The following is a 16597-nucleotide window of genomic DNA, read 5'->3' as shown; positions in this document are numbered from 1 at the left end:
AGATTGATCGGACTTGCTTGAAGCTTAGACGGTGGTTGGCGTGGGGGGAGGGGAAATTGTGGACACCGAAATCATGAGCGCTGAGGTTCCTGTGGCGAGGGAGCTTGCTCCCTCGCCACAAAAGCACTCAGAGCCAAATGACATCCCAGAGCGGGTAATCGCCAATGCGATCTACCAGGCCAGCGCGAAGGGGGTTGGCGATAATGTAGCGAGCGCAGGGCTGCAAATCCTGATTGTCGCGGATTGCCCTGTCGTGGAACCCGTTTTGCCAGATGGCGCCCGTCCGGCCCATGGCTCGATTGATCGCAAGGGTGCTGCGAGACTTGACCCCTTGCATCACTTCAGACAGTCGAGGTTGTTCCAGCTGCACCAACCAATGAAGGTGGTCCGGCATCACAACCCAGGCAAGCGAATTGACCTGATATCGCTCATGAGCCAGACGCATTTCTGCAACTAGCAAACGGCCTAGCTGAAAATCTTTGAAGATAGGTACGCGTCGGTGGATTACCGTGGTGACAAGATAACCTCGCCCCGGTTCTGATGAACGTCCATGACGTAGCCGATGAGAGTTTGGACGTAGAGGATGCATTCCGTGCTTCCTTTGGCTGAGTTAACCATAACGGTAGCCGTGCTTGTTCCGACCCGGCGCGTTGATGGTTGAACGACTTTTCCGAAAACAACGTAGTCATCGTGGCGAGGGAGCTTGCTCCCGCTCGGTCGCGCAGCGGCCGCCTGCAGTTGAAAGCTGAAAAGCGAGGGCGGCTTCGCCCCCCAGCGGGAGCAAGCTCCCTCGCCACGGGCTGGTTGGGTCTGAAAGCCTTGAGCCAGAGCCATCGACCCATGCCAGCGCATGACGCTGCACCATCACTGTGCAATACTCGGCGCAGCTTCTCAAAGATCGTCAGCTCAGATAATGCCTCTCCAGAAAGTCATTTTTGACTGAGGAACTACCTGAATTAACCTGCTTTTATAGTGAAACTTTCTGATCCGAGCTTTTTATACTGCACGACCCGCTGATCTTGAGGAATTTTCCTACAGGACGGTCTGCCCATAAGGCAGGCCCGGTTTCGGCAATGCCCGCAGGCCCATCCGCCCGCGGCTTTGGAGACTCGGTGGTCAATCCAATAACAAGACGAGGTTGTATCCCTATGCCAGTCGGCAATCCTCTGCCCCATGGCGAGACCGCGCAGGGTGGTCCGCTCAAACGTGAGCTCGGCGAGCGGCATATCCGCTTGATGGCGCTTGGCGCCTGCATCGGTGTCGGGCTGTTCCTAGGTTCGGCCAAGGCGATCGAGATGGCCGGGCCGGCGATCATGCTGTCCTACATCATCGGTGGCCTGGCGATCCTGGTCATCATGCGCGCCCTCGGCGAAATGGCCGTGCACAACCCGGTGGCCGGTTCGTTCAGCCGCTACGCCCAGGATTACCTCGGCCCGCTCGCCGGTTTCCTGACCGGTTGGAACTACTGGTTCCTGTGGCTGGTGACCTGCGTGGCCGAGATCACCGCGGTGGCGGTGTACATGGGCATCTGGTTCCCCGACGTGCCCCGCTGGATCTGGGCCCTGGCCGCATTGGTCAGCATGGGCTCGATCAACCTGATCGCGGTCAAGGCCTTCGGTGAATTCGAATTCTGGTTCGCCCTGATCAAGATCGTGACCATCATCGCCATGGTCATCGGCGGCGTCGGCATCATCGCCTTCGGTTTCGGCAACGACGGCGTGGCACTGGGCATCTCCAATCTGTGGACCCACGGCGGTTTCATGCCCAACGGCGTGTCCGGCGTGTTGATGTCCCTGCAAATGGTCATGTTCGCCTACCTGGGCGTGGAAATGATCGGCCTGACCGCGGGTGAAGCACGCAACCCACAGAAAACCATCCCCAACGCCATCGGCTCGGTGTTCTGGCGGATCCTGCTGTTCTACGTCGGCGCGTTGTTCGTGATCCTGTCGATCTACCCGTGGAACGAAATCGGCACCCAGGGCAGCCCGTTCGTGATGACCTTCGAGCGCCTGGGCATCAAGACCGCCGCCGGCATCATCAACTTCGTGGTGATCACCGCCGCGCTGTCGTCCTGCAACGGTGGGATCTTCAGCACGGGTCGCATGCTCTACAGCCTGGCGCAAAACGGCCAGGCCCCGGCCGGTTTCGCCAAGACCTCCAGCAACGGCGTGCCACGCCGCGCACTGCTGCTGTCCATCGCCGCCTTGCTGCTGGGGGTGCTGCTCAACTACCTGGTGCCGGAAAAAGTCTTCGTCTGGGTGACCTCCATCGCCACTTTCGGCGCGATCTGGACCTGGGTCATGATCCTGCTGGCCCAGCTCAAGTTCCGCAAAGGCCTGAGCGCTTCCGAGCGTGCCACGCTGAAATATCGCATGTGGCTCTACCCGGTCAGCTCCTATCTTGCGCTGGCATTCCTGGTGCTGGTGGTGGGCCTGATGGCGTACTTCCCCGATACGCGCGTGGCGCTGTATATCGGCCCGGCGTTCCTGGTGCTGCTGACGGTGCTGTTCTACACCTTCAAGTTGCAGCCGACAGCAGAGGCACCGGGTTCGGTGCGTTCGGTGTCGTAAGATAAGGCACGGTATAAACGAGAGCCCCGGTCAGACGACCGGGGTTTTTTTGTGCGTGAGCCTGACCGTCCGTCGGAATCGGTGCTCGACCTGTAAGATCTGACAGTAGACCGCCGCAGAACCGTCGCCTAGCTTGGACGCACGCCAATAGGGGAGTGGCAAGGTACCAAGATGAACGGGTCTTCTGCGTTGATGGTTATCGCACTGGTCAATGGACTGATCCATGGCCAGGTTTTTTTTCTGTTGCATGACGCCGTTGGACTGGTCCAGGCGACTAGCAACTTGGCTGCGTTCGGCGTGGCTGCGGTGTTTTCGTTTTATGTGAGTGGGCTTTACATCTTTCGGCCCGGGGAGTCGTGGCGCAGCTATCTGCTGTGCAATGGTTTGATGGGGACATTGAGTTACGCGGTCGGCTCGATGGGAGATGTCCTGGGTTCACCTGGATGGGTGACGGTGGCTTTCTATTGCCTGTTGAACCTGGCGATGGGGTACAGCTTGTTCCGGTTCAAATCGCTTCGTGCCTCTCAGCAGCCATGAACGAATTCCGAAAGGCAAGATGGAGCACTTTTTTTACTTATTCACTGGTCGGCCTCGCCAATACATTGCTTCATTGGCAAATATTCTTTGTGCTGCGCGTGGCGGTCGGTCTCGATCAGTCGATCAGTAATTTGGCTGCGTTTTGCGTGGCGGCTTCGTTCTCCTATTACCTCAATGCGCTCTATACCTTCGAGGCCAAACTCTCGGTAACGGGGTATGTGCTTTTCCTGTGTGTCATGGGAGCGCTCAGTTATGCCGTGGGGTATCTGGGCGATCGCTGGCGGGTACATGGGCTGTTGACGGTGGCGGTTTTTTCGCTGCTGAGTCTGGTGTTCGGATTTTTGCTCTCCCGGTTCGTGGTGTTTCGTGGACACCGTCCATGAAGATCTCGCTGATTGTTCCGGTGTTCAATGAAGAGCAGACCCTGGGACTGTTCTACAAGAGTGTCCGTCAGCACCCGGCGTTGGCCGGTTACAGCGTAGAGATCATCTTTATCAACGATGGCAGCGCTGACCAGACGGATGCGCTTGCACGTGACATCGCGCTGGTCGATAACCTGGTCGTGTTGATCAATTTTTCCCGAAACTTCGGCAAGGAGCCCGCCTTGTTTGCCGGAATCGAACACGCCGGCGGCGATGTGGTTATTCCAATGGACGTGGATCTACAGGACCCCATCGAGGTTATTCCCAAGCTTATTGCCGAATGGGAAAAGGGCGCAGAGGTAGTGTTGGCCAAACGTCGTGATCGGTCGTCCGACAGTTACATGAAGCGTGGATGCGCTGCGCTGTTCTATCGCCTGCTGGATCGGATCGCCTCTCCCCATATCGAGCGGAACGTCGGCGATTTTCGGCTGATGGATCGCAAGGTCGTGGATGTCATCAAGACCCTTCCCGAATATCAACTGTTCATGAAAGGCGTGTTGTCGTGGGCGGGGTTTACCACCGTTATCGTCGAATACGACCGCGCCGGCCGCGCCGCTGGTAGCAGCAAATTCAATGGCTGGAAGTTATGGAACCTAGCGCTAGAGGGGATCACTTCGTTCAGTACCGTGCCCTTGCGATTGTGGACTTACCTCGGCAGCTGCATCTCATTGGTTTCGCTGGCGTATGCCGGGTACATGGTGCTGGACAAGCTGTTCTTTGGGAATGATCTGCCCGGTTATCCATCTTTGATGACGGCGATTTTGTTTTTGGGTGGGGTGCAGCTGATCGGCATTGGTGTGCTGGGTGAATATGTCGGGCGAATCTATCTGGAGACGAAGCGTCGGCCGAGGTATGTCATTAGGGAGGTGGTCCGTGATGAACAGAGTACATCCCAAGGATGACGCTAGAGGGCGGGTGCTAAGTTATTTGTCTTCGATGTTTCGGTACAAAGTGCAATGGGCCGAAAAGACAATGAGTAAAAAAGAAGTGCTGGTCTTTTTTACTATTGCATCCTTTGTGTATGTTTTTCCTTTCGTTCATGCTGATTATGCTTATGTGGATGATAATTGGCGGTTGTTCTTGTTGGCAGACGATGATTGGTGTAATACGGGTAGGGTGCTTATTGAGGTTTTCGTAAAATTTCTTACGTTCAACAACGCTACGGTGAACATATTTCCTTTTCCTCTGTTGGTTGCCACGTTCGCTTTGGCTTTGGCGATGAGCCGCTTGACATTTCTTTTCTTTTCTCGGCCAGATTTTACGGCCTGTCTGGTTGTACTCCCCATTCTGTGCAGCCCATTTTTTATTGGCAATATAACTTACCAATACGATGGTCCGGGAATGATGCTTGCCGTGGTAGCTGCGATCTATGCAGTGACCTATAGCTTTGGTGGAGGTACATTTCGACGGCTATTAGCGGCTTTGCTTGTGACCGCTACGTTAAGTCTTTATCAGTTGGCTATCAGCGTGTACATAGGCCTATGTTTGATTGAATTTGTATGGAATATACGAAGCAGGAGAACAGCGAACGAAATTTTATGCGCTCTAACACAACGCGGACTACAACTGATGCTAGGTGCAAGTGTGTATTATTTGACGACCTTTCAGATGATTGATAATTCCCGGGGTGGGCTAATTTTTTCTGATCAAGCATGGCCGGAAATTGTAATTTCCAGATTGAGATATTCGCTGGAGAGAGTTTCCGAGCTTGTAACGGTAGGGAATTTTTATCTAGTGCTGTTGTTGTTGTTGGGGGCAGGTGCCGGATTGATGTTTGTGATTAAGGATGTTTTTTCGCTAGAAGGTAGCTGGAAGAAACGCATCTCAGTCCTAGTGTTGTTCGTATGTGTGATCCCAGCAATGATTGCTTGTATTCCTGGTGTTATGTTGTTTTTAGTGGATCAGCATCAAAACGCCCGAAACTATCTGGGTTTTTCCATTGTGTTGTTTTTCTTGTTTATTTTGAATTACGATTTTTTTGGACGTGTTTGGAGTGTGTTGAGGCTGTTTCTTATCGTTCCTGTGTTATGTATGTTTTCTTTTTGCTACGCGTATGGGCAAGTCATTATCGCAAAAAAAGAGCTTGAAACTGCAATGGCTACTTTTGTTGCTTATGACGTCATCTCAACAAAAGACTTTTGGAAGACCGATGTGGTTTACTATATTCCTTCTCTTACGAATAGGAATTGGCTGCCGAAGGGCTATCCTGCAATGAGTTATATGCCGACCTTGCGGTTTATCTTGAGCCGTGATAATGATTTACTGCACTCTCATTTTTTAGCTCGGCAGGGCATCAATAATGTAGTCGACGGAAAGAGGGCAATGTTTGATGCTGCTACATCCGTTGGCAAAACATATATGCGAATAGTGGACAAGAAGTTCTATTCTTTATATGTCACTGAAGCAGGTAATTTTATTGTCATGAAAGACATAACGGGTCCTGAAAAGTACATAGAGGATCCGCGGTGATAACATCCATCGAGCTGGGTAGGTTGTTCGCAGCCGCGTGGATCCGCGTTAAACGAGGCTGCGATCTTTCCCCAACTATTGAGTCCTAGGCGAAAGATCAAGCGATCGCAGCCTTCGGCAGCTCCTGCGCACAACCCAGCGGGAGCAAGCTCCCTCGCCACAGGGAGCGGGTGCGAATTATGCGGCGACGATTTCCTGCGGCTCAAAACTGTCCGCCCGCGCCAGTTGCCACATCCGCGAATAGAACTGTCCGTTCACTTCACCGGTCAGCAATTCCCCCGGTTTCAAGAACACATGCAGCTGCGAAAACAGTTTGATCTCGGTCGCCGACATGCGCCGCACCAGATGCTTGGGCTGCAATTGCGAGGGGTGGTCGAGGCCGGCGGCGGCGAGCATTTCGGCGAGGGCCTTGAGGGTGTTGCGGTGGAAGTTGTAGACCCGCTGGGCCTTGTCCGGGACGACCAGGGCGCGTTGGCGCAGGGTGTCCTGGGTGGCGACGCCGGTGGGGCATTTGTTGGTGTGGCAGCTTTGGGACTGAATGCAGCCGATGGCGAACATGAAGCCGCGCGCGGCGTTGGCCCAGTCGGCGCCGATGGCCAGGACGCTGGCGATGTCGAAGGCGCTGACGATCTTGCCGCTGGCGCCGAGCTTGATCTTGTCCCGCAGGTTCAGCCCCACCAGGGTGTTGTGCACGAACAACAGGCCTTCGCGCAGCGGCACGCCGATGTGATCGGTGAACTCAACCGGTGCCGCGCCGGTGCCGCCTTCCTTGCCGTCCACTACGATGAAGTCGGGCAGGATGCCGGTTTCCAGCATGGCCTTGGCGATGCCCATGAATTCCCACGGATGCCCCAGGCAGAACTTGAAGCCCACCGGCTTGCCGCCGGACAGTTCGCGCAATTGCTGGACGAACTGCATCAGCTCGATTGGCGTGGAGAACGCGCTGTGGCGGGACGGCGAAACACAGTCCTCGCCCATGAGGATGCCACGGGTCTCGGCGATTTCCCGGGTGACCTTGTGCTTGGGCAGGATCCCGCCGTGGCCGGGCTTGGCGCCTTGGCTCATCTTGATTTCGATCATCCGCACCTGCGGGTTCCGGGCCTGGGTGGCGAAGCGCTCGGGGTCGAAGCGCCCGTCACTGCTGCGGCAACCGAAATAGCCGCTGCCCAATTCCCAGGTCAGGTCTCCGCCGTGTTCGCGGTGGTAGGGGCTGATGCTGCCTTCGCCGGTGTCATGGGCGAAGTTGCCGAGCTTGGCGCCCTGATTCAACGCCCGGATCGCATTCGCGCTCAACGAGCCGAAGCTCATGGCCGAGATGTTGAACACCGAGGCCGAATAGGGCTGGGTGCATTGCGGGCCGCCGACCGTGACGCGAAAGCCGCTGGGGTCGCTCAACGGCGCCGGGCGCATGGAGTGGCCGATGAATTCGAAGCCGGCCTGGTAGACGTCGATCAAGGTGCCGAACGGTTTGTCGGCGCTTTCGTTCTTGGCCCGTGAATACACCAGCGAGCGCTGGGCACGGGAGAAGGGCAGGGCATCGCTGTCGGATTCGAGCAGGTACTGGCGGATCTCCGGGCGGATGCCTTCGACCAGGTAACGGATATTGCCCAGGATCGGATAGTTGCGGCGCACGGCATGGCGGGTTTGCAGCAGGTCGAACAACCCCAGCAGGCTCAGCAGCCCCGTCACCAGCGCTATCGGCCAGAGCCAGTCATGTTGCAGGAACGGCAAGCTGGCGAGGGTGAAGACCACGCAGCCAGCGAAGAAGGCGTAGCGGCTCAGCAACGATAGGCTCATGCGGGTTCCTTGGGGGGAGGGCGGTTGGCGAGACATTAGCTTGGAATGCAACCCTGTGGCGAGGGAGCTTGCTCCCGCTCGGCTGCGCAGCAGTCGTAAAATCGTATCCTACGCAACGACTGGATTACTGCGACGGGCCATTTGGGGCTGCTGCGCCCGAGGCGTCGGACCGTCCCAGCGGGAGCAAGCTCCCTCGCCACAAGAGCCCTCTCGCTGAAATTGGAAACTGCGGTCGCTCACCCCGCCAATTTCATCTGCCGCACCGGCAACTCCACCCGAAAGGTCGTTCCCACCCCCACTTCACTGCTCACCGTGATGTCGCCGTTGTGTTTTTTCACGATGCCGTAGGACAGCGACAATCCAAGTCCCGTGCCTTGGCCGATGGGCTTGGTGGTGAAAAACGGGTCGAAGATTTTCTGCAGGGTTTCCGGGGGGATGCCGGAGCCGTTGTCGGCGACTTCGATCCAGACGTTGTCGCCTTCCACCCCGTTGCGCAGGGTGATGGTGCCGCGTTCCGGGCCGATGGCCTGGGCGGCGTTGACGATCAGGTTCATGATCACCTGGTTGATTTGCGACGGCAGGCACTCGACCTCCGGCAACGGGCTGTATTGCTTGACCACGTCGGCCTTGTACTTGATCTCGTTGGCGACGATGTTCAAGGTCGAGTCCATGCCTTGCTGCAAATTGGCCATCTGCCATTCCTGGCTGGAGTCGACGCGGGAAAAGTCCTTGAGGTCCTTGACGATCTGCCCGACGCGGGCGATGCCGTCCTTGGATTCCTTGATCAGCACCGGGATGTCTTCCACCAGGAAGTCCAGTTCCACCTGCTCGCGCAGGCTTTTCAAATTCAGCACCAATTCCGGCGAGGCGATGGCTTGCTCGGCACTGCCGTAGGCCTGGAGCATTTCCTCCAGTTTGCTGAAGTAACCGCCGAGGGCGCCGAGGTTGGAGGAAATGAAGCCGATCGGGTTGTTGATCTCGTGGGCCACGCCGGCGGCCAGTTGGCCCAGGGAGGCGAGTTTTTCCGATTGCACCAGCTGGCTCTCGAGCATCTTGCGTTCGTCGATTTCCATCTGTAGCAACTCGCTGGCCTGTTTGAACGCCAGGGTGCGTTGTTCCACCAGGTCTTCGAGCTTGTTCATTTTCAAACGGGCGCGGGAGGTCATTTCCCATTTGGTGGTCAAGGTGTTGGCCATCTGCTGAACTTCGATGTTGTCGAAGGGCTTTTTCAGGATCAGCAGACGATCGTGGCCGTTGAGACGGTCGAGCAGCTCATCCCAGGAATAATCCGAGTACGCGGTGCAGACCACCACTTGCAGTTGCGGATCGACTTTCCACAGTTCCTCAATGGTCTTGGCGCCGTCCCAGCCTTCGGGCATGCGCATGTCGACGAACGCCAGGGCATAGGGTTGCTCCTTGGCCAGCGCCTGCTGCAATTTGGCCAGGCCTTCCTGGCCACCGTAGGCGGAGTCAAGTTCGAAAACGGTGGCGGCCACTTTCGGCGCTTCGCCGAACAGCGCGCTTTCCATGTCCTGTAGATCAGCGTTGCTCTCGTCCTCAGGCGTCAGGATCTTTCGGAAGTCGTCATGGATGGCTGGCGTATCGTCGATCAAGAGGATGCGCCGGTTGCTCAGGCTATTCATGGCTCACCTTCTGCGAGTTTCAAGGGCAGTTGCAATACGAATGTCGCCCCGGTCCCTGGCCCCTCGCTGTGCGCGGTGAGGTGGCCGTTCATTTCAATCGCCGCCAGTGCGCAACTGTGCAGGCCAAACCCGTGACCGTCCTTACGGGTGGTAAAACCGTGGGCGAAGATGCGCGTCATGTTTTCCTCCGGGATTCCTTCGCCTTCGTCCTTCACGCTGATTTGCAGCTCTTGATCTACGACCCTGGCTTTGAGCGTCATGTTCCGCGCATGGTTGGAAACCCCCGCCATGGCGTATTTGGCATTGCTGATCAGGTTGATCAGGATCAGCAGCATGCGGTGTTTGTCGCCCATGATCCGTGGCACTTCGCCGTACTCTTTGATCACCGTCACATGGTGGCGGGTCAGGGCCCCTGAGTTCATGCGCAGGGCGTCCTCGAGCAGTTCGCTGACCACCAGCGGCTCCATCAGGCTATTGGCGCCGGCGTAGGACTGCTGCGTCGAAACGATGTCCTTGATGTGGTCGACGCTCTTGCTCAGTTGCGCAAGCTCGTCGGTCAGGCTTTGTTGTTCCGTCGCGATGGCTTCCACCAATTGGTTGAGATAACCGGGTAGCAGCTTGCCTTTTTCGTCCTCGGTGAGGAAGTGCCCCAGGTCGTGGCTGTGCTCGTTGATGAGGTTCATCGCCTTGCCCAGGCCCAGGGCCTTGCTGCTGCGCAATTTTCGGCTGACCAGGTCGGCGGAAATGTTCACGCTGTTGAGCACGTTGCCGACGTTGTGCAGCACGTTGGTGGCGATCTCCGCCATGCCGGCCTGGCGGGCAGTGTCCATCAGTTCACTCTGGGTGTCCTTGAGCTGGCGGGTGCGTTCCTCGACCCGTTGTTCGAGCTCGTCGTTGGCGGTTTGCAGGGCGCTGTTGACCCGCTTGATCTCGCCGAAACTGCGCACCAGCCGAACCGCCAGCCAAATCAATATCAACGTCAGGAAGGTGGCGAACAAGAGCAAGAGAATGTGGTTGCGCTGATGTTTGGCAGCCGCTTTTTCCTGATCTTTTTCCAGCAGGCTGGTGATGGTGTCCAGGCGTGCGGCCAGGGGGACCGCCTCGAAGTCGTGCAACAGCTGATTGACCAACGGTTGCTCGCGCAAGATCAACGCGATGTGCCTGCCCAGGATGTCGACGGAGCTGACGATCCCCGCCGGCAGCCGCTCTTTGTTGACGTCCAGTTGATTGAGGCCCAGCAAGACTTCGGCGGCCTGCTCGCGGGTGGTGATCTGGGCGAACTCCATCGTGCTGAGCAGCAGGTCGTAGGTGTCGATGGCAACGTTTTGCAGTTCCAGTTTTTCACCGTCGGACAGTTGGGTGAACTGGCGCTGGATGTCGTCCTCGGCGGTGGGCAGGAATGCCAGGGAGTTGCGCAGTACCGCGTTATGGGACTTGAACTGTTCCACCAGGCGGGTTTTTTCCTTGATCGCCTTCAGGTATTCGTCGCGCTGGGATGACCAGAGCGTAGGCGCGTGGCGGCCGGGCTCCGACTCGATGGCATCGAGACGCTGCCACAGGCGCGTCATTTCACTCAATGGCGAGACCAGCGGGTCGTAATTGTGGCTCAGGGCGATCCGGGACTTGAGCACTTCGTTGTCCCAGATACCGTCCTGCTGCTTGAGCAGGCGGATCAGGTCCCGGGATTCAATGTGCGAGGCGGCTTGCTGGGCACCCGATTGGATGTACATGAACAGGAGGATCGAGGCCAGCAATACACCAATGAAAACCAGGCCGAGGCGGCGTGCGAGTGTCATAGCGGCTTGCCCTCCCATTCGCCGGTGAGGGTCTTGAGGAATTCGACGATCAGTTCGGTATCGTTCTTCAGGGGTTCGCGGCCCAATTGATACTTGAACATCACTTTTACTGCCTGCTCCAGAGTCTGTGCCGACCCTCCATGGAAATACGGCGCGGTGACGGCCACGTTGCGCAGGCTCGGCACCTTGAAGACCTGGCGGTCGGCTTCGTCGCCGGTGACGTTGAAGCGTCCTTCGTCGGCTCGGGTCGGATTGCCCCGGTCCTGAATGTAGTCGCCCATCACGCCGAATTTCTGGAACATATTGCCGCCGATGTTCACGCCTTGATGGCAAGCGATGCAGCCGTACTCCTTGAAGCGCTGGTAGCCGAACTTTTCCCGAGGCGTGAGGATGTCGGTATCGCCCAGCAGGTATTTATCGAAGCGCGAGTTGGGTGTCCGCAGGGTGCGCTCGTAGTCGGCAAGCGCCCCCTGGATATTGGGTTGGGTCACGCCGTCTGGGTACGCGTCGGCAAAATCCCTGGCATAGCCCGTATCGCCCGCGATGCGCTTGACCACCGTTTCCCAGTTACTGCCCATTTCACCGGGGCTGGTGACGACGATATGCACCTGTTCTTCCAGGGTGTCGACGCGACCGTCCCAGAACTGGTGGAAATTCAGGCTGGCATTGAACACCGTGGGCGTATTGACCTCCACTGGCTTGCCGTCGAAACCCAGGGATAAGGCTTTGTCGTCGGCGCCGCCCTTGTCCAGGCGATGGCAACTGGCGCAGGACAGGGTGTTGTTGACCGACAGCCGTGGGTCATTGAACAGCCGCTGGCCCAACTGGACTCGCTTGGGGTCCAGGGCGGGAGCGGGAGGCAGGGGTTTGAGCGGTTCGTCCAATGGCTCGGCGCGAGCGGTCACGCTCAGTCCCACCAGCAGGCCGAGAGCCAGAATCAGTCCGTGTGACGCCATGGGGTGCTTTCCTTTGAAATGCTGTCCCTTGAAACAAGGGGGTTATGACGCTGGCGCTCACGAAAACGGGTTCGGGCGTTGTTCCCATTCAGCCATCCATTGGCTGAAGGCTTGCGGTGCCACGGCCTTGCTGAAGTAGTAGCCCTGGGCTTCCTCGCACTGGTGGATCTTGAGGAATTCCAGCTGCTCCCGGGTTTCCACGCCTTCGGCAATGATGTGCAGGTTCAAACTCTTGCCCAGGCTGATGATGGTGCTCACCAGTTTCGCGTCGTTGCTGTCGATGCTCAGGTCACCGACGAACGACTGGTCGATCTTCAACACATCCACCGGAAATTTCTGCAGGTAGCTCAGGCTCGAATAGCCGGTGCCGAAGTCATCGATGGCCAGCCGTATGCCCAGATGCTTGATGGCATTGAGCGTGGCGACGGTGGTGTCGATGTTCTGCATGAGCACGCTTTCAGTGATCTCCAGTTCTAACTGTGTCGGGTCCAGACCGGTTTCCTTTAGGGTGCGCGCGATGCCATCGACGAAACCGCGCTGGCGGAAATCGATCGCCGAGACGTTGACCGACAGGTACAGCGGCCGCATGCCCTCGGCCTGCCAGCGACAGGCCTGCTGGCAGGCCTCTTGGAGCACCCACTGGCTCAGCGGGACGATCAGGCCGCTGTCCTCGGCCACGGGGATGAAATCCGACGGATAGACGAGCCCCTGATCGGGGCGATTCCAGCGCACCAACGCCTCGGCACCGACCACTTTACCGCTCGTCAGATCGAGCTTGGGCTGGTAATGCAGCACGAACTCCTTACGCTGCAAGGCCAGGCGCAAGCCAGATTCGATGGTCTGCTGCTGACGGGCGCGGCGATTCATGTCCTCGGTGAAAAAACGGAAATCGTTGGGGCCGTTTTCCTTGACGTTGCGCATTGCCGTCTCGGCCTTTTTGATCAGCGCCACGGCATCGAAACCATCGGCCGGATACACGCTGATGCCCAGGCTCGCTGTCACCGTCAGGTCGTGACCGTCGATGGGGTGCGGGGAGTTGATGGCCCCCAGCAGCTTTTCCGCCACGCCCTTGGTCAATTGTGGGTCGGCGATGTCGCCGAGGATCACCACGAACTCATCGGAGCCGTAGCGAAACACCGAGTCGGACTCGCGCACCACGGCCGCCAACGCCCGCGCCACGCGCTTGAGCATCTCGTCGCCCACCGGGTGCCCCAGCGCATTGTTGATGCGCTTGAAGCGGTCCAGGCCGATGAACATCACCGCCAACTGTCGGTCATGCCGGCGGCACTGGGCCAGGGCCTGGGTCAGGCGGTCGCCGAGCAGCATGCTGTTGGGCAGCTCGGTGAGCACGTCATATTGCAGCAGTTGGGAGACCTTGAGCAGCTCCTGGACCCGCTCTTCGATAGTGCGTTCCAGGCTGCGCATCTTGCGTGCGGCGTCCTGGGCCAATTGCCATTTCCAGGTCATGGCGCTGGCCATCTGGCGGATTTCCAGGGTGTCGAACGGCTTCTTGAGGATCAACAACTGATCGTCGAATTCGATGCGTTCCGACATGGTCTCCCAGGAGTAATCCGAATGCGCGGTGCACAGGGCGATCTGCAGGCGCGGGTCGGCTTTCCACAGTTGTTCGATGGTCTGCAGGCCGTCCCAGCCGGGCGGCATGCGCATGTCGGCGAACACCAGGGCATAGGGCTGGCCTTCGGCCTGGGCGCGCTTGACCAGTTCCAGCGCTTCCTCGCCCTGGTAGGCCGAGTCGATCTGGAATTGCACCCGGTTCACCTGCGGCGTGCCGAACAACAGGCTCTCGGTGTCGTCCAGCGAGTCATCGTTGCCTGCGCTGGGGCTGAGGATCTTTCGAAAGTCGTGGTGAATGGCGGGCGTGTCGTCCACCACCAGGATGCGCCTGTTTGCCGGTACGGACATGGGGTTCATGGGCTGCTCTCCGATAGCTGGCTCGCCGGCCGGGTCCAGTGGTCCGCCACCGGAACGATGGCGCCCGCCTTGAGCAGGGCGGCGGCCTGCTCACTGTCCACCACAGTGCTGAAATAGTGCCCCTGGGCTTGTATCGACCCGCCGCTGGACATCAGCGTCGTGCGTTGCTCCTGGGTCTCGACCCCTTCGGCGATGATTCCGATGCCCACGTCCCGGGCGAAGTTGATGATGGCCCGCAGGGTCGTGGCGTTCTCCGGATCGGCGTTGGCGCTGTCGAGGAAGCGCTGGGCGAGCTTGAGGTGGTTCACGCGGTAAGTCTTGAGGTAATCGAAGGATGAGTACTCGGTGCCGAAGTCGTCGATGGCGACCTGCACGCCCAATTCGCACAGGCGCGGCAGCACGTCGTTATGGGTCCATTTGGTCTGGGCCAGGGTTGCTTCGGTGACGTCGAAACGCAGGTCCCAGGGCGCCAGCTCCCAGCGCGCGGTGGTACGCAGCACGTCGTAGATCAGTTCCGGGCCGGTCTTGAGCTGGGTCAGGGACAGGTCGATGGCGATCACCGGTGGCGCCATTCCCTGGTCTCGCCATTGGCGCATCTGCTGGCAGGCCTGGTCCAGGACCCAATGGCCCAGGCCGATGATGATTCCGGTTTTTTCCGCGGCTGGCATGAAGGCGGCCGGTTCCAGCCAGCCGCGCGCGGGATGGTTCCAGCGCACCTGCACGCCCATGCCGAGAATCCGGCCGGTGCCAAGGTCGACTTCCGGCAGGTAGTGCAAGTGCAACTCGTTGTTTTCGATGGCCAGGCGCAGGTCATTGGCGAGGGCGACCCGATCCGTGACCTCCTGGTTAATTTCCTCGTTGTGGAAGTGATACTGGTTGCGGCCCTTTTCCTTGGAGCGGTACAGGGCCATGTCGGATTGGGCCATCAGGCTGTCGGCGCTTGGGCTCTGCGGGGAATAGAGGCTGATGCCGATGCTCACGGAAATGCGTACGTCGTTGCCATCCAGGGAATAGGGCGCCACCAGCGTGTCGCGAATCTTGGCCGCCAGCGCGGCGCAGTGGGTCGCTTCGTGGACGTCCAGTTGCAGGATGGCGAATTCGTCGCCACCCAGGCGCGCCACCACGTCGTTTTCCCGGGTGCAGCCCTTGAGCCGCGCTGCGACTTGTTGCAACAGCAGGTCACCGATGGGGTGCCCGAGGGTGTCGTTGATCCGCTTGAAGTGGTCCAGGTCCAGGTAAAACATTGCGAAGGGCGCCGCCCCCCGACGGGCGGCCGCAAAGGCCTGGTGCAGCCGCTCGATCATGGTGGCGCGGTTGGCGAGCCCGGTCAGGCCATCGGTGCGGGCCAGCAAGGCGATCTTTTCCTCGGCCAGCTTGCGCTCGGTAATGTCGAGGATGATGCCTTCGACTTCCAGCAGCAGGCCTTGCTCGTTGCGCACCGGGATGTAGCGGTTCTCTACCCAGCGGAACGTGTCGTCGCCAGTGCGCATGCGAAATTCGATGGAGGCACCCGCGGTGTCGCGGTCCAGGACGCGCACCATGGCTTCGTCGACCTTGGCCTGGTCGTCGGGGTGGATCAAGGTTTGCGCCCAGTCCGGCGAGCTGATCAGGCGCGCCGCGACATGGCCGAACTTGGTGATGTTGTGGGAGATGTACATCAATGGGAACGGCGGCTCGCCGCGCAGGCGATAAAGGATGGTCGGGCTGTTCTGCACGATGATGTTGGCGTCGGCCAGCTCCCGGGTGCGTTCTTCCACTGCCCGTTCGAGCATGTCCATTTTCAACGCGGCGTCTTCGGTCATCTGCCATTTGACGGTCAAGGTGCTCGCCATCTGGCGAATCTCGATCGCATCGAAAGGTTTCTTCAGGATCAGCAGGCGGTCGCCCAGTTCGAGACGGTCGGCGATGTCCTCCCAGGAATAATCCGAGTAGGCCGTGCACAACGCCACTTGCAACTTGGGGTCGGCGCGCCACAGCCGCTCGATGGTTTCCAGGCCGTCCCAACCCGGCGGCATGCGCATGTCGATGAAAGCCATGGCGAACGGTTTGCCCTGGGCAAGGGCGGTTTCGACCTTGTTCAGGGCTTCCATGCCCTGGAACGCCGATTCGAGCTCGAAGCTCTGGGCGCAAACCACCACGGGGGCGCCGAACAAGGCTTCTTCAGCATTGCTCAGGCTGTCTTCGGGCGCTGCGTGGGGGCTGAGAATCTTTCGAAAATCCTCATGGATCGTCGGCGTGTCATCAACGATCAGTATCCGCCGATTGGATCTTTCCATCGGCAGGCTCATGGCCGTGCACCGTCGAGATGCTGACTACGGAACCGTGGGTACATCTGATATCCCTTTCGCTGGCATGAGTATTCGGCCTGTACTTGGCCCTTCATGGGGTACAGCATAGTCGGCTCGTCGGAAGCGCGAGGTGAGTGATGGCGAATTGTGTCTAAATTTTCGCAATCTACTAGCCTGTTTTTTGGGG

12 protein-coding genes and 1 pseudogene are annotated in these 16597 nt (G+C 58.6%); 5 read left to right on the top strand and 8 right to left on the bottom strand.

Annotated features, from left to right (window positions below; translation table 11 throughout):
* Positions 1-127: 127 nt before the first annotated feature.
* A complete protein-coding gene (locus tag J3P81_RS19615; RefSeq protein WP_420765337.1) occupies positions 128-589 on the bottom strand; it encodes an REP-associated tyrosine transposase in 462 nt (153 codons plus the stop codon).
* Positions 590-1148: 559 nt separating this feature from the next.
* On the opposite strand from J3P81_RS19615, the gene J3P81_RS19610 reads away from it, so the two are divergent.
* From J3P81_RS19610 to J3P81_RS19590, 5 genes are all read left to right on the top strand, one after another.
* Entirely contained in the window at positions 1149-2570 is a 1422-nt protein-coding gene (locus J3P81_RS19610; RefSeq protein ID WP_420765336.1) for an amino acid permease, read from the top strand.
* 171 nt (positions 2571-2741) lie between these two features.
* Positions 2742-3107, top strand: coding sequence for a GtrA family protein (locus J3P81_RS19605; protein ID WP_434560413.1), 366 nt, complete (start codon positions 2742-2744; stop codon positions 3105-3107).
* Positions 3104-3490 (top strand): GtrA family protein, encoded by a 387-nt coding sequence (locus tag J3P81_RS19600; RefSeq protein ID WP_434560411.1) that lies wholly within the window; start codon positions 3104-3106, stop codon positions 3488-3490. Before J3P81_RS19605 ends, J3P81_RS19600 begins: the two co-directional genes overlap by 4 nt.
* Positions 3487-4431, top strand: a complete 945-nt coding sequence (locus tag J3P81_RS19595; RefSeq protein WP_434560409.1) for a glycosyltransferase family 2 protein — start codon at positions 3487-3489, stop codon at positions 4429-4431. The genes J3P81_RS19600 and J3P81_RS19595 overlap by 4 nt, the downstream gene beginning before the upstream one ends.
* 70 nt (positions 4432-4501) lie before the next feature.
* Positions 4502-5998: a glucosyltransferase domain-containing protein gene (locus tag J3P81_RS19590; RefSeq protein ID WP_434560407.1), complete on the top strand. Its 1497-nt coding sequence runs from the start codon at positions 4502-4504 to the stop codon at positions 5996-5998.
* A 177-nt stretch (positions 5999-6175) separates the two neighbouring features.
* Here J3P81_RS19590 and J3P81_RS19585 read toward each other — a convergent pair whose 3' ends face one another.
* From J3P81_RS19585 to J3P81_RS19555, 7 genes and pseudogenes are all read right to left on the bottom strand, one after another.
* Entirely contained in the window at positions 6176-7795 is a 1620-nt protein-coding gene (locus tag J3P81_RS19585) for an FMN-binding glutamate synthase family protein (RefSeq protein ID WP_434560405.1), read from the bottom strand.
* A 236-nt stretch (positions 7796-8031) separates the two neighbouring features.
* Positions 8032-8349: a sensor histidine kinase gene (locus tag J3P81_RS19580; RefSeq protein ID WP_434564141.1), complete on the bottom strand. Its 318-nt coding sequence runs from the start codon at positions 8347-8349 to the stop codon at positions 8032-8034.
* A gap of 408 nt (positions 8350-8757) precedes the next feature.
* Positions 8758-8844 (bottom strand): annotated as a pseudogene (locus J3P81_RS19575) (hypothetical protein); the annotation flags it as partial.
* Between the two features lie 590 nt (positions 8845-9434).
* A complete protein-coding gene (locus tag J3P81_RS19570) occupies positions 9435-11234 on the bottom strand; it encodes a DAHL domain-containing protein (protein WP_420765328.1) in 1800 nt (599 codons plus the stop codon).
* Positions 11231-12190, bottom strand: coding sequence for a cytochrome-c peroxidase (locus J3P81_RS19565; protein WP_434560403.1), 960 nt, complete (start codon positions 12188-12190; stop codon positions 11231-11233). The genes J3P81_RS19570 and J3P81_RS19565 overlap by 4 nt, the downstream gene beginning before the upstream one ends.
* Positions 12191-12247: 57 nt before the next feature.
* Positions 12248-14122 carry an EAL domain-containing protein gene (locus J3P81_RS19560; protein WP_434560401.1) on the bottom strand — a complete coding sequence of 625 codons (1875 nt, stop codon included), beginning with the start codon at positions 14120-14122 and terminating at the stop codon, positions 12248-12250.
* Positions 14119-16410, bottom strand: a complete 2292-nt coding sequence (locus J3P81_RS19555) for a GGDEF/EAL domain-containing response regulator (protein ID WP_420765325.1) — start codon at positions 16408-16410, stop codon at positions 14119-14121. The genes J3P81_RS19560 and J3P81_RS19555 overlap by 4 nt, the downstream gene beginning before the upstream one ends.
* Positions 16411-16597: the final 187 nt, after the last annotated feature.

Origin of the sequence: Pseudomonas sp. R1-6, assembly GCF_051132115.1 — a bacterium.
Classification (GTDB): Bacteria; Pseudomonadota; Gammaproteobacteria; order Pseudomonadales; family Pseudomonadaceae; genus Aquipseudomonas.
Note: the sequence above shows the minus strand (reverse complement) of the source record. Positions and strands in the feature narration are given on the sequence as shown.

What these genes read in the sequence shown, in the direction of transcription:
- J3P81_RS19585 (WP_434560405.1), bottom strand. Translation starts at nt 7,795, where the DNA reads ATGAGCCTATCGTTGCTGAGCCGCTACGCCTTCTTCGCTGGCTGCGTG.
- J3P81_RS19580 (WP_434564141.1), bottom strand. Translation starts at nt 8,349, where the DNA reads ATGAACCTGATCGTCAACGCCGCCCAGGCCATCGGCCCGGAACGCGGC.
- J3P81_RS19560 (WP_434560401.1), bottom strand. Translation starts at nt 14,122, where the DNA reads ATGAACCCCATGTCCGTACCGGCAAACAGGCGCATCCTGGTGGTGGAC.
- J3P81_RS19615 (WP_420765337.1), bottom strand. Translation starts at nt 589, where the DNA reads ATGCATCCTCTACGTCCAAACTCTCATCGGCTACGTCATGGACGTTCA.
- J3P81_RS19595 (WP_434560409.1), top strand. Translation starts at nt 3,487, where the DNA reads ATGAAGATCTCGCTGATTGTTCCGGTGTTCAATGAAGAGCAGACCCTG.
- J3P81_RS19555 (WP_420765325.1), bottom strand. Translation starts at nt 16,410, where the DNA reads ATGAGCCTGCCGATGGAAAGATCCAATCGGCGGATACTGATCGTTGAT.
- J3P81_RS19570 (WP_420765328.1), bottom strand. Translation starts at nt 11,234, where the DNA reads ATGACACTCGCACGCCGCCTCGGCCTGGTTTTCATTGGTGTATTGCTG.
- J3P81_RS19610 (WP_420765336.1), top strand. Translation starts at nt 1,149, where the DNA reads ATGCCAGTCGGCAATCCTCTGCCCCATGGCGAGACCGCGCAGGGTGGT.
- J3P81_RS19600 (WP_434560411.1), top strand. Translation starts at nt 3,104, where the DNA reads ATGAACGAATTCCGAAAGGCAAGATGGAGCACTTTTTTTACTTATTCA.
- J3P81_RS19605 (WP_434560413.1), top strand. Translation starts at nt 2,742, where the DNA reads ATGAACGGGTCTTCTGCGTTGATGGTTATCGCACTGGTCAATGGACTG.
- J3P81_RS19565 (WP_434560403.1), bottom strand. Translation starts at nt 12,190, where the DNA reads ATGGCGTCACACGGACTGATTCTGGCTCTCGGCCTGCTGGTGGGACTG.
- J3P81_RS19590 (WP_434560407.1), top strand. Translation starts at nt 4,502, where the DNA reads ATGAGTAAAAAAGAAGTGCTGGTCTTTTTTACTATTGCATCCTTTGTG.